11 protein-coding genes are annotated in these 12,476 nt (G+C 55.7%); 7 read left to right on the forward strand and 4 right to left on the reverse strand.

Annotated elements, in window-relative coordinates; all coding sequences use genetic code 11:
• Positions 1-80: 80 nt before the first annotated feature.
• The 6 genes from CRO08_RS00680 to galE all read left to right on the forward strand — a co-directional run bounded on the left by CRO08_RS00680 (position 81) and on the right by galE (position 7,722).
• A complete protein-coding gene (locus CRO08_RS00680) occupies positions 81-1,742 on the forward strand; it encodes a LamG-like jellyroll fold domain-containing protein (protein WP_097035673.1) in 1,662 nt (553 codons plus the stop codon).
• A gap of 116 nt (positions 1,743-1,858) precedes the next feature.
• Positions 1,859-3,328, forward strand: coding sequence for a glutamate--tRNA ligase (gltX, locus tag CRO08_RS00685; RefSeq protein WP_097034660.1), 1,470 nt, complete (start codon positions 1,859-1,861; stop codon positions 3,326-3,328).
• Between the two features lie 169 nt (positions 3,329-3,497).
• The gene (locus tag CRO08_RS00690) at positions 3,498-4,628 is read left to right on the forward strand and encodes a BON domain-containing protein (RefSeq protein ID WP_141398174.1); all 1,131 of its coding nucleotides are present in this window, start codon (positions 3,498-3,500) and stop codon (positions 4,626-4,628) included.
• A 52-nt stretch (positions 4,629-4,680) separates the two neighbouring features.
• The gene (locus CRO08_RS00695; protein WP_255252184.1) at positions 4,681-5,637 is read left to right on the forward strand and encodes a YafY family protein; all 957 of its coding nucleotides are present in this window, start codon (positions 4,681-4,683) and stop codon (positions 5,635-5,637) included.
• Positions 5,638-5,639: 2 nt separating this feature from the next.
• Entirely contained in the window at positions 5,640-6,683 is a 1,044-nt protein-coding gene (queA, locus tag CRO08_RS00700; protein ID WP_097034663.1) for a tRNA preQ1(34) S-adenosylmethionine ribosyltransferase-isomerase QueA, read from the forward strand.
• Positions 6,684-6,744: 61 nt separating this feature from the next.
• Positions 6,745-7,722 carry a UDP-glucose 4-epimerase GalE gene (gene galE, locus CRO08_RS00705; RefSeq protein ID WP_097034664.1) on the forward strand — a complete coding sequence of 326 codons (978 nt, stop codon included), beginning with the start codon at positions 6,745-6,747 and terminating at the stop codon, positions 7,720-7,722.
• Between the two features lie 58 nt (positions 7,723-7,780).
• Here the strand turns inward: galE and CRO08_RS00710 are convergent, their stop codons facing one another.
• The 3 genes from CRO08_RS00710 to CRO08_RS00720 are packed head-to-tail and all read right to left on the reverse strand — an operon-like array spanning position 7,781 to position 11,240.
• Positions 7,781-9,244, reverse strand: a complete 1,464-nt coding sequence (locus CRO08_RS00710) for a hypothetical protein (protein ID WP_097034665.1) — start codon at positions 9,242-9,244, stop codon at positions 7,781-7,783.
• 1 nt (position 9,245) lies between these two features.
• Entirely contained in the window at positions 9,246-10,349 is a 1,104-nt protein-coding gene (locus CRO08_RS00715) for a protein kinase (protein WP_255252185.1), read from the reverse strand.
• Positions 10,350-10,406: 57 nt separating this feature from the next.
• A complete protein-coding gene (locus CRO08_RS00720) occupies positions 10,407-11,240 on the reverse strand; it encodes a TIGR00730 family Rossman fold protein (protein WP_097034666.1) in 834 nt (277 codons plus the stop codon).
• Between the two features lie 111 nt (positions 11,241-11,351).
• Here CRO08_RS00720 and CRO08_RS00725 point away from each other — a divergent pair, with 111 nt between their 5' ends.
• Entirely contained in the window at positions 11,352-11,564 is a 213-nt protein-coding gene (locus CRO08_RS00725; RefSeq protein WP_097034667.1) for a hypothetical protein, read from the forward strand.
• A 128-nt stretch (positions 11,565-11,692) separates the two neighbouring features.
• On the opposite strand, the gene CRO08_RS00730 is transcribed toward CRO08_RS00725, so the two are convergent.
• Positions 11,693-12,340 carry a hypothetical protein gene (locus CRO08_RS00730; protein ID WP_097034668.1) on the reverse strand — a complete coding sequence of 216 codons (648 nt, stop codon included), beginning with the start codon at positions 12,338-12,340 and terminating at the stop codon, positions 11,693-11,695.
• Positions 12,341-12,476: the final 136 nt, after the last annotated feature.

A 12,476-nucleotide genomic window follows, 5' to 3' on the forward strand; every position in this document is an offset into this window, starting at 1 on the left:
AGCCGTTGTCTGCGGGCAACGGCAAGTTTTGGGGAATCGTGCGCAGGAGCCAAATTGGAATTATATTTATATTGGTGAAGATGAGAAACGGACAATGGATTGCGCACTGTCGTCTTTGGTGCGCCCTCGCGTGTGCGGCGGCGCTCCTTTCGGCGTGTTCGAACGACGATGTTGCGGGCAACAGCGCCGAGACGGGTTCCCCGGAACTCGCGGGTATCTTGATGTTGGACGACGGCAAGCCGGCCGCATATGCGAAGGTTCAGTGCGTGCCGGGCAGCTACAACATCATTGCCGCAAGCGAGGCTGAACAGGTCCTGCCTTCCGCGTTCGAAACCGAAACGGATGAAAACGGAAACTATGAATTTGACTCCATCCCGTCGGGTAATTTTTCTCTCGAGGCTTTCCACCAGGAATCGGGCCAGATGCTCCTGTTGCAGAACCTGAGTGCCGAAGAGGATGAGCCCCTTGCTGTAAATGACACTTTGCAAGGTCCGGGTACGGTCAAGCTTCTCGTATCGGATGAGTTCCGCGAAAACCAGGGTGGCGAGGCCATCGTCATCGGGACGACAATTCGCAGAAGGGTTTCTGTGCAGAACGGGAAAATCGTGGTCGATAGCCTCCCGGCAGATACGTTCGATCTTCTCATTTACATGGACAATTTGTTCCCGGTAGGTTTTGAAGATATTGCGGTACAACCAAACAAAACGACGGTCTGGGGCGATTCGGTGACGTACACATTGAAAGCTCCGCTCGCACTCCCCGAAGGAATCGATTCGCTCGGCACCGTCGTGAGCAATTTCCCGTTGGCTATCCGCTTGACAGAAAATGAAATTGTTTTCGATTCCGCGGAGGTGGTGAACGGTCGCTGGGAAGCCGTGCGCATTTCGCAGGATGGAAACCGCAGCAAGAAACTTCCCATTACGCAGACCTACTTTGACGCTTCTGCCAAGGAGGCCGTGTTCTGGGTGAGTGTCGATTCGCTGAATGTTTCAGATTCCCTGGAACTCCATTTTGACAACACGATGGACCCCGCATACGCGAAGGATGTGTTCCCCACGAACCGCAGCTATTCGCTGGTGTGGCATTTCGATAGCGGCCTTGCACCTGTGGACGATGGGGCGGAAAAGGGCTACTTCGAAGGTCTGCCGACAGGGGCCGTGCCTGCCGACGGTGTTGTGGGCAGGGGGGTGGAACTTGATGAAGGCGATGTTATTGTCGCCGAGAATTCTGCTATCGCAGATACTTCGCACAAGGTGAACCTCGTTTTTGACATGAAAGGTTATTTCTGCTTCTCGACATGGGTAGAACTTGATGCGCTCGACAAGGAACAGACCATCTTCGAGAAGCCAAAGGAATATGCGCTGCTCTATGTTCCCGAAAAGGGTTTTGTCGTGGAAATATATCATGTGGCGAATCCTGCGGATAGCGCCGATACCGCAAGCTACAAGGTTTCCTGGACTTCGGGTGCGGAGGGAATCAAGGCGGGCGAGTGGACTTATGTGGCGTTCAGCAGTCGCGCGCTGGAACAGATTGTGTTCTACGTGAACGACGCAAAGGTTTCTGGTTCACCGGAAAAAACGGACTGGAACGGTTCTCGCGATTCCCTGACCGATTTCCAGGTGGGCGGCTTTACGGGCAAGCTCGACGAACTCATGGTGGGCGGCTGCTTCCGCGACGATACCTGGACGCACCTCACCTACTTGAACCAGTCTATGAACTGGCCTGCTTTGCAGCCCCGCTGATTTGGCTGCGGAACGCATGGGGCATTGCAAACTCCGCTCCATAAATTGCTATTTTTTGACACGGAAAACTCCTGCGCAGAGTTGCGCGGGATATTTGAATTTTTTAAGAGGAATATATGAGCGAAAATTCTGCTACCCGTCCTGTCCGCGTGCGTTTTGCCCCGAGCCCCACGGGCTACCTGCATGTGGGCGGTGCCCGTACGGCCATCTACAACTATTTCTTTGCCAAGCACATGGGTGGCACGTTCTACCTGCGTATCGAGGATACCGACCGCAAGCGTTATAACGAGACTGCGCTGCACGACCTGATGCGCGACCTCAAGTGGTTGGGACTCCAGTGGGACGAAGGTCCGGGTTGCGAAGGCGACTGCGGTCCGTATTTCCAGAGCGAACGCCTGGATATTTACCACCGCGAAATCAAGAAGCTCTTGGACGCGGGTTGCGCCTACTATTGCTTCTGCACCGAAGAGCGCCTGCAAGAAGTCCGCGCCGAGCAGGAAAAGAGCCACGTGCCGGTCACGGGTTACGACCGTCACTGCCGTAACATTACCCGCGAAGAAGCCGAAGCCCGCATTGCCGCCGGCGAAAAGGCCGTTATCCGCTTCAAGGTGCCGGAAACTGGCGTCACCGAATTCGACGACATGATCCGTGGCCACATCAGCTACCAGAACGAACTCCTGGACGACCTCGTGCTCATCAAGCGCGACGGTTACCCGACGTACCACTTTGCAAGCGTCGTGGACGATCACCTGATGGGAACGACCCACGTGCTCCGCGGCGACGAATGGATCAGCTCCACGCCGAAACATGAACTGCTGTACAAGGCATTCGGCTGGCAGCCGCCCGTATGGTGCCACCTGCCGGTGATTCTCGACAAGAACGGCGGTAAGCTTTCTAAGCGCAAGGGTGCCGCCTCCGTGGGCGATTTCCGCGACCTCGGCTACCTGCCGGAGACTCTCGTGAACTACCTCGCGCTCCTCGGCTGGAATCCGGGCGACGACCGCGAAGTCATGACCATCAAGGAAATGGTGGAAAGCTTTACGCTGGAACGCATCAACCCGAAGTCCGCAAGCTTCGACGAGAAAAAGCTCCAGTGGATGAACGGCCAGCACATCCACCTGTGCGACGACGCATTCCTCAAGGGTATCATGAAGGAAGGCCTTGCTGCGAAGGGTATCGACCTCTCGAAGGAACCCGAAGAACGCCTCGACGAAATCGTGAAGCAGTTGAAGCCTCGTGCCCACTTTGTGCAGGACCTGGCCGACATGGCGGTGTACTTCTTTGTCGCTCCGACCACTTACGACGAGAAGGGTGCGAAGAAGCACTTCGGCGAAGGCTCCAAGGAAGTGGCGACCCTCGTGCGCGACATGCTTGCCTCCATCGAAGATTTCAAGACCCCGGTGATCGAGAAGGGATTCTACGACCTCGCCGAACGTTGCGGTCACAAGGTCGGTGAACTCGTCGGTGCCCCGCGCCTCGCCGTCTCTGGCGTTACCGCAGGTCCTGGCCTCTGGGAAATGTTCGAACTCATCGGCAAGGAAGAAGTGCTCCGCCGCATCGACGTGGCTCTCCCGCTCATGAAGTAGTGTCCTCTTTCGTCTTTCCTCTTTCGTCTTTCGTCTTTCGTCTTTCGTCTAAACAATGCGCAATCTCTTTCCCCATAGGATTATATCCCAGCAGTTGTTCTGCTGCTGTTGCCGCAAGGTGATGGAACATGGGGTATTTGCGCGCGAGCCGTATTCTACCTACGGGGGTATGAAACCTCGCATTCCACTACTTTGCGTGTGCGAACATTGCCAGTCGGCGTTTGTCGCTTTCTCGAACGAGTTTGCCTTCTCGCACCCCGCCGATGCGGGCGACTACACGAAGGTCTATGGGAATAGCCGCATTGCGGCGGGTAACTGGCTGTACTTCAGGGGCGCACCCAAGCCGGGCATTGTCAAGAGCATTTTCCAGACAGCCGACAAGGAGGTCGTCGTCATGAATTACGATGGCGGCCCCGACAAGAAGATAGAACTCGAACGTGTCCACGAGATAGATGAAAAGTCGCCGGAAGGTTACCGCCTGCTGCCGGCCCAGAGTGCGCAGACGCTTTTGGGCGATCACGTTTTCCACGCCATACGCAACCAGTTCGGTGTCGCTGTGGGGCTCGTGACGGACGGTAGCAAGGACAAACTCGCCGTGCTGCTCGAAGATGCCTCGGTGCTGTTCATTACCCTGCCCGAAAATGCGCAGAATATTCCGAACGACAGGTTGTCCGAAATTGTGCAGAACAGGTTGCGCCAGCTTTTCCCGGACGACATGCGCCGCGTGTCGGTAACGGTGGGGCAGGGAATCGTCTACCTGGATGGCCTCGTACGCAGTTTCCAGGTAAAGCGTACGTTGCAGGCCTGCATCAACAGCATGCCGCGCATACGTGGGTGTGTCGACTTTACGAAAATCATTCCGGAACCGGGCATTACGGATGCTCACATCGAAAACAGGGTGTACACGCTCCTGGAATCGTTCGGGCGCAACGTGTTTAACTACAGCGTGGATGTGTCGCAGGGCAAGGTGCGTGTTTCGCTGTTCTGTTTTGAAAGTACGCGCCCGAAGGATTTGGAAAACCGCATTGCCGAAATTCCAGGCGTTCAGGACCTCGCTTTTTCCATGGTCGCTGTACCGGAGTCGAATTTGCAGAATAGCGATATCTGCGAAGACATGGAAAGGGCTTATTCCCTGAATCCGCGATTCCAGGGCGCGAAAATCAAGGTCTCGTACGTAGATGACCACTACCTGCTCGAGGGGCGCGTGCATTCGTCGATACAGAAACAGTTTGCGTTTGTCAATGCGATGAAGAAGGCTTTTTCGACATCTGTCGAGAATAGGCTTAGGGTTGTAGAATAATTAGAAAGGAGTACTCATGACATCAGGATCAGGATACGAAAAAATTAATCGGGTGAAAGCCAAGCTGAGAAACCCGATGTCGATTAAGCAACTGGCAGAAGCGCTTAATTGCAGCGAGCGTACCATGTTCCGCCACATCGAGATTATCATGGCGGAAAACTGTGGCCTGCACAAGATAAAGGCGGAAGGCGAAACCCGCTATGTGATCCAGACCGAAGAGGCTGCGAATTTCAACCAGGACATTGTCAAGAAACTTGAAAAGCTCAAGAAGACTTTCTCGGAATCTAATCCGGCCGATGTCAAGAACCGCAAGGTAGTCGACAAGATTATCGATATGCTCTCGACGACCGACCCGGATGAATTCAAGGCCGAGGCGGTTACGCTTGACCCGAACTACATTCTCGATTACGGCCCGTTCTGCGACAACCATATCGTAGATAGCATGGTGAACAAGGTGCTGAAGGCCATTCGCGATGGGTTCAAGATCCGCATCAACTACAAGTATTCTGCACGTGCGGAGGAATCTGACGAAATCGTGGTGAGCCCGGTGAAGGTCATTATGCGCATGGACACGCTGTACCTGATTGCAGCCGACGATACGTATGAGGAAACGCAGGTTTTCAAGAACTACATGTTCGAAAACATCGTGAGCCTGAATGTTACGAACGAGAGCGTGCGGTCGATGCATTTTGACCCGGCCATTCATTACCAGTATGCGTTCGGCAAGTACACCGATACGAGCAAGCCGCAGGATGTCTCGCTCCTGATTGGCCCGGAATCCAAGTGGCTCCAGACGCAGTTCGCGAAGTCGAGTTTCCACCCGCAGGCAAGCCTCCGCATGGACAAGAACAAGAACATGATTGTGGACCTGAAAATCCGCATTACGCCGGATTTCAAGACGTGGCTCTTGGGCGTTTCCCCGAACGTGAAAATCCTGAAGCCGGAGTCGCTCAAGGCGGATGTTGTCAAGATGCTCAAGGATGCGCTGGCATCCATGCAGGCAAAGTAAAGATGGAACACTCGCTTTCGGACTATACCTTCGAATTCCCGAAGGAACTGATTGCTACCCGCACGGCGGGCAAGGGCAAGACGCGCATACTGCATTGCCCCAAGGATGGCGGTGAACGCCGTATATTGAAGGCGCCTGAAATCGTGGAACTGTTCCGCCCCGGCGACTGCCTGGTGGTAAACAACACGAAGGTGATTCCCGCGCGCCTTTACGGTCACACGCTGCACGGCGGAGAGGTGGAAACCCTCCTTGTGCAGTCGCTCATTCCGGCAGAAAACGGCGATGCCCGCTACGAGGCGCAGGTCCGCCCGGGCAAGGCCTTCAAGATCGGGCGCGAACTCGAGATTGCCGGCGTGAAGGCGACGGTCGAGGAAATTCACGAGGACGGCGCCCGCGTGCTCCGCTTTGCGACGACCCCCGTGGAACTCGAGGCCGTGATGAACCGCGAGGGCCACGTGCCGCTGCCGCCGTACATAAACCGCCCCGATGACGAGGACGACAAGAAGGCCTACCAGACTATTTTCGCGAAGTATTCGGGTGCCGTTGCCGCCCCTACGGCAAGCCTGCACTTTAGCGAACAGATGCTTGCTGACCTCAAGGCGAAAGGCGTGTACGTTGCCGAGGTCACCTTGCACGTAGGGCCGGGCACGTTCCAGAACATCTCGGTCGAGGACTTCACCCAGCACAAGATGCACGGCGAACATTACGAACTCACGAAGGAAAACGCGGAGATAATCAACAAGGCGAAACGCGAAGGCGGGCGCATCGTTACCGTGGGTACAACGAGCACGCGCGTCGTGGAGACGATTGCCGATGCGAACGGGATTGTGAAGGCCCAGTCGGGCGTGACGCACGCATTCTTTTACCCGGGTTACCGCTACAAGATTGTGGACGGGCTCCTCACGAACTTCCACTGGCCCAAGAGTTCGCTCATCTTGCTGGTTTCTGCCTTCTACGGGCGCGAAAACACTCTGGAAGCCTACAGGATGGCGGTCGAGAACAAGATGAAACTGTTCAGCTACGGCGACGGAATGCTAATTTTATAACCGAAGGCGAAGTCCTGCTTTGCCGAGTCCGCGCGAGCGGTCAATTAGAAAAGGAAAAGACATGAAGATTGCAGTTATCGGCGGTGCCGGCTACATTGGATCCCACACGACGCGTGAGCTTCTTGACCGCGGGCACGAAGTCTGCGTTTTTGACAACCTCAGCAGCGGTCTCGAGCAGAACCTGTTCCCCGAGGCGGGTTTTGTGAAGGGTGACATTCTGCACCCCGAAGAGATTGGCAAGTTCCTGAACGATTTCAAGCCCGAAGGCCTCGTGCACTTGGCCGCCTTCAAGGCCGCCGGCGAGTCGATGATTAACCCCGAAAAGTACAGCGTGAACAACATCACGGGTTCCATCAACATCCTGAACGCCGCCTCCGCTGCCGGCGTGAAGTACTTCGTGTTCTCGAGTTCCGCGGCCACCTACGGCGCCCCGAAGTATCAGCCGGTTGACGAAAAGCACCCGACCGAGCCCGAGAACTACTACGGCTACACGAAGCTCGCCATCGAAGGGTTCCTCAAGTGGTACGACCAGCTGCGTGGAATCAAGTTTGCGGCTCTCCGCTACTTTAATGCCGCGGGCTACGACGTGAAGGGCCGCCTCTGCGGGCTCGAGAAGAACCCGGCGAACCTCATCCCGGTGGTGATGGAAGCGATTCTCGGCAAGCGCAAGGAACTGCTTGTGTTCGGTAACGACTACGATACGCCCGATGGCACGGGCGTGCGCGACTACATCCACGTGAACGACCTTGCGATTGGTCACGGGATGGCGTTCGACTACCTGCAGAAGAACAACAAGAGCCTCATCGTGAACCTGGGCGTGCAGCAGGGGAGTTCCGTGCTCGACGTCATCCACATGGCAGAGAAGGTGAGCGGACGCAAGTGCCCGTACCGCATCGTGGAGCGTCGCCCGGGCGACCCGGCATCGCTTGTGGCTAACCCCGCGAAGGCCCTGGAGATTCTTGGCTGGAAGGCGCAGTACAGCGATCTGGAGACGCTCCTTTCCACGACTTGGAAGGCCTACCTCGCCAACGAGAAATAGGCCCTCTTGTCGCCCCCGCGAAAATAAAGACATCCCTGGCTAGGCCGGGGATTCTTTTTTAAACGCCTGCTTTTTCCAGCATCCGCTTCGCCTGCTTTGCAAGCAGGTCTTCGCCGTCCATCTCGACGACCTTCTGCAGGCGCTTTACGCCTTCTTCGGGTTCAATCTTGCGGTTGATGCGTATCTCGCCGATGGTGAACAGCGCGCGCCTTGCAATCTTCGCGTCTTTCTCGAGCTTGAGCCCTTTTTCGAGCAGTTCGAGAGCTGCCTCGTAGCACATGCGCGACCTTGCCGTATCGCCCCATTCCAGCCACTGCGTGCTCGGAACGTCGATAAACAGGTTCGGGCTCACCATGCGTTCGGCGAGTTTCTTCAGGCCTTCGGTATCGAGCGGATGTTCCTGCAGCATGCCCGTCATTGCCTGGCACAGGTTGATTTTGGCCGCGTCGTAGTGGCCCTTCTGCGCCTCGCTGAACCCGGTATCCATCTGCATGCGCGTCTTGACACGGCGTTCTGCGGTAATGTTTCTCTGGGCGGTCTGCTTCATGCGGGTCTCGAGCGCATCCTTGCGCAGTTCCGAGAAACTCTTCCTGCGCTTGGGCATCTTGGTGCCGGCGAGGGCGCCCAGGCCGAATGCGGGGAGCGAAGCGACCGCCGTCGCGGTAGAAATGCTCGGGTTCACGAACACGTTCACGATGACGTCGAGCATGAACCCCATAACGGCTATCCCGCGCACGATTGCGGGCACGTCGTCCTTGTTGTGGTCGAACGCCGTGGCGCCCAGCATAAAGGCGAGCGCGATACTTGCGCCCATGTAGCGTTCCGCGTTCGCGTGGCTAAAGAGGCTCATGTCGGTAAACACTCCGACAATCGGGCCGCCGGTGACGGCAAGCAACAGGAAGAACCCTGCGGTAATGGGCACGCCCCAGCGCTCGCACAGTCTCACGTACGCGAACAGGAAGAGTATGGCGAAAAGCAGGTAGCTCGCAAAACTCGGGAACAACAGCCAGCTTGTGGTAAGGCGCTCGAGTTCGCCGTCCTTGGGTACGTACGCCATGTTGTACCGCAGGAACTTGTCGGTGTAGTTCTTGATGTACTTGTAGCATTCGCGCTCGAATTCCCTTTCGGTGGGGTATTTCCCGTGCTCGCGGGTGTACTGTTCCTTCCCGCCGCCGATTTCCCACCATTCGCGGAACTCCGTCCTCATGGCCTTCTTGCGCTCGTCGATATCGAAACCCTTGCCCGCAGAGATAATCCTGTCGCGGTACTGCACGAACTCCTGCATCTTGGTCTTTTCGTCGTCACTGAGCCCTACGGTCCTGAACTGTGCGGCGCCTTCCTCGGCCCACCATTTCTCGAACGATTTCTCGATGTTGCTCTCGAGTTCTTTTTGGCTTATCATGGGCGAAAGCGCCGTGACGGCATTGAACACGCCGATGCCGAGCACCACTGCGAATGCGATGTAGTGGTGTACCCTGAGTCTCTTGATAAACTTCTTGCAATCCCTGACAAACTTGTCCATATTACCGTTTCCCGTATTCACCAAGTTGATTCCACAAAAAGTCGGTATTCACGTCGCGGTAGCCCTGCGCGTTCACGCGTTCGCGGAGCTTGTGCGTTATGTCGAAAAGGTTCGGACAGTTCTGCATGCGCTCGAAACTGTCAAAGAGCGTGAGGCTGTCTATCCATTGCGCGAGTTCGGGGAACCTGCTGTCATCGAAACGGTTCTCGCGCCCGGTTTTCAGGTATTCGAGGTAGCGGTCCGTAATCTTGTGGCCGTCCTCGATAAAGATGTCCATCGCCTTCGGGAACAGCTTGTAGCCCGTAAGGAACTCGTGCACGATGATGCCGAAGCTGAAGTAGTCTACGGAGTAGGAGAGGTTCTCTCCCATTATTGCCTGCTCGGGCGCGCTGTAGCACGGGGTGAGCTGCCCGCCGTATTCGTTCACCGTCTCGCGGAGTTTCGCCTGTGCGTAACCGAGGTCGCAGATAAGTATCTTGTGATTGTTCTTGTGCAGCGGGTTCTGGCACAAAAGCAGGTTTTTCGGTTTCAGGTCCTTGTGCACCACCTGGTAGTAGTGCAGCTGGCTAATCGTATTCGCGAGGTAGGCAATCTGGGCGACGCGCTTCAGTATCTCGTCGTCGGTAAGTTTCGTGTCGAACAGGCGGTCGAGCGAACAGCCCTTGATGAACTCCATCTTCAGGTAGGGGTGCCTTCCGGCGATGCCCCCGCCAAAGCTCTGCACCACGCCCTCGATGTTTGTTGCGCGTATCAGGTTGTTGATGCGGATTTCGTCCTGGAATGCACTCAGGAGCATGTTCAGGCGGTGGAGCCTGTTCTTGCCCGGCGTGGCCCAGAACTTGCATATCTTTACCACGATTTCGCGCTCGCCGTAACGGCGCTCGTCGTTCGGGTGCTGTATCCAGAAATTCGCGCGGTACAGGTTGTTCGTGCCCTCGAGCGTGAGCGGCTCAAGGAGCTCGATTTTTTCCATCGCGCCGTTGTGCAAAAACTCCGGATTCTGGTCGAACCACCTCTGGTATTCCTGCATCGTGTACTGCGGGCGCAGCGCAAGATTGCGGGAAATACGGTCGAGCGATTCAGCGAGAAAGTTCCGGAGCATCATAATCAAGCCTTCCTGTTTGGCGCCCAAATATAGGTTTTTACCGGGACGCGAGCCGGACTATTTCTTCTTGATTTCGCGGTTCCAGGTAAGGAGAGTCCATTCCTCTTCTTGCTCGTCGAGCACGCCCGTAATATAGTCGTAAGCTTCGTCCACGGTGTCGCAGAACTTGAAGAGCTTGAGGTCTTCTGGGTTGATCATTCCGGTCTCGGCGAAGTACTCCCAGTTCACCGCCTTCTTCCAGAACGTGGAATCGAAAATCACCACCGGTAGCTGCTGCGCGTACTTGTCGGTCTGGATAAGCGTGAGCATCTCGAACATCTCGTCGAGCGTGCCGAAACCGCCGGGGAACACCACGAGCGCGCGGGCCTTCTTCAGGAACCAGTACTTGCGGATAAAGAAGTAGCGGAACTGCAGGTTCAATGCGTCGTCGAGGTAGGGGTTCGGGTGCTGCTCGAACGGGAGCTTGATGTTGAGGCCGATGGAGGGCGTACCCACGTCGGTCGCGCCGCGGTTGCCCGCTTCCATGATGCCGGGGCCGCCGCCTGTCATGATGGCGTAGCCCTGGTGTCGCTTGTTCGCCCACTTGCCGAGCTTTTGCCCGAGTTCACGCGCGGCGTTGTACGATTCCGCCACCTTCTCGAGCTTGGCGAGGCGGGCGAGTGCCTTCTTGTCCTTGCAGCCCTTGCGGCGCTTCTTGATTTCGTCGGGCGGGAGCGTGCGTGCCGAACCGAAGAAGACGATGCTGTTCTTGATTTCTTCCTGCTCGAACACCTGCTGGGGCTCGTAAAATTCCGAAAGTATGCGGAGCGGGCGACCTGCGTCGCTTTCCATGAATTCCTTGTTCAGGTATGCCATCTGGCCCGGTGCGGGGGAGAGTTTCTTCTTAGCCATAAAAAGGGTCCTTTTTGCTGTTTTACTATAATATATGTTGCAAAATACGAAATTGAACCAAAATTTTTTAGAATTTTCACTTATTTCCCGAAAAAACTTTATATTTAGGCTATGCTAGTAAAGATTTGGACAGACAGCTTTATCATTACAGGTGAAATCGATACGCTCCGTGACGAACGCCTCACCGACTATATCCGCGAGAACAAGGACTTTATCGCCGTGACCCAGGTAAAGGTCAGCGACAGGAACGACCACGATCTGTTCCGCACGCACTTCCTCAATGTGAGCACGAGCCACATCGAGATTATCCTGCCCGCAGAGTAGCGCTGCCGTCGCAAACGGCATGATTGTCATTCTGGAGCCTGTCATTCTGGAGCCGAAGGCGATAGAATCCACATAAAAAAGAAGCCGCCCCAATCGGAGCGGCTTGAATTGTATCTATCCGGCCTGGATTACATGAAGAACCAGTGGAGCTGCAGCTGGGTCTTGAAGCCGACGTCGAGACGGGTGTCTTCGTCCGTAGCGGTTTCTACATCGTAGTAGTCAAAGCCGAGGCCGACCTTGCCGGTGAGGTAGAAGTTGGCGACCAGGCTTGCACGGAAACCGGCCCAGGCGTTGAGGGTGAGCTGCATATTGTCTTCTGCCGGGTGGGTGTAGATAAGCTCGCCACCCACGGATATGGGCAGGAGAATCTGGGCGATGAACATATCAAAGCCCACACCGAGGCTGAGCTGGGTGTAGTCGTCGCCATGGTCAACTTCGCCACCAGAAGCCTTGTTCTCCGTGGTCGTTTCGCCATGGTGGTAAAGGCCGAAGATGATGGAAAGTTCCATGTTCGGGGCAACCTTGATGGTAGCGTAGAACTTCTGCACACCGCCATTAATGATGGCGTCTGTCAGGTCAAGACCAAGACCAAAGAAACCTGCACCGGACTGGGCGGGGGCTGCGGCAGGTGCGCTGCTTTCAGATGCAGCAGGTGCCGGAGCGGGGGCGGCGGCCGCCGGGGCTTCGTCTTCTTCGTATTCGTCTTCATCGTCCTGAGCGTAGCTGTAGCTGCAGAGTGCCATAGCCGTGAGGGCTGCGAGGAAAATCTTCTTCATTTTACCATACTCCTTGTGGAAATTTGATTTGCTACTTGAAATATAAACTATATCCAGATTTCTGTCTATACAATTCATAAGGTCAATAGTCATTATTCGTTGGTCAATGGCCTTTTTTGCTATTGACTAATGACCA

Source organism: Fibrobacter sp. UWT3, from assembly GCF_900230125.1.
Classification (GTDB): Bacteria; Fibrobacterota; Fibrobacteria; order Fibrobacterales; family Fibrobacteraceae; genus Fibrobacter.

What these genes read in the sequence shown, in the direction of transcription:
- CRO08_RS00680 (WP_097035673.1), top strand. Translation starts at nt 81, where the DNA reads ATGAGAAACGGACAATGGATTGCGCACTGTCGTCTTTGGTGCGCCCTC.
- gltX (WP_097034660.1), top strand. Translation starts at nt 1,859, where the DNA reads ATGAGCGAAAATTCTGCTACCCGTCCTGTCCGCGTGCGTTTTGCCCCG.
- CRO08_RS00690 (WP_141398174.1), top strand. Translation starts at nt 3,498, where the DNA reads ATGAAACCTCGCATTCCACTACTTTGCGTGTGCGAACATTGCCAGTCG.
- queA (WP_097034663.1), top strand. Translation starts at nt 5,640, where the DNA reads ATGGAACACTCGCTTTCGGACTATACCTTCGAATTCCCGAAGGAACTG.
- galE (WP_097034664.1), top strand. Translation starts at nt 6,745, where the DNA reads ATGAAGATTGCAGTTATCGGCGGTGCCGGCTACATTGGATCCCACACG.
- CRO08_RS00710 (WP_097034665.1), bottom strand. Translation starts at nt 9,244, where the DNA reads ATGGACAAGTTTGTCAGGGATTGCAAGAAGTTTATCAAGAGACTCAGG.
- CRO08_RS00715 (WP_255252185.1), bottom strand. Translation starts at nt 10,349, where the DNA reads ATGATGCTCCGGAACTTTCTCGCTGAATCGCTCGACCGTATTTCCCGC.
- CRO08_RS00720 (WP_097034666.1), bottom strand. Translation starts at nt 11,240, where the DNA reads ATGGCTAAGAAGAAACTCTCCCCCGCACCGGGCCAGATGGCATACCTG.
- CRO08_RS00725 (WP_097034667.1), top strand. Translation starts at nt 11,352, where the DNA reads ATGCTAGTAAAGATTTGGACAGACAGCTTTATCATTACAGGTGAAATC.
- CRO08_RS00730 (WP_097034668.1), bottom strand. Translation starts at nt 12,340, where the DNA reads ATGAAGAAGATTTTCCTCGCAGCCCTCACGGCTATGGCACTCTGCAGC.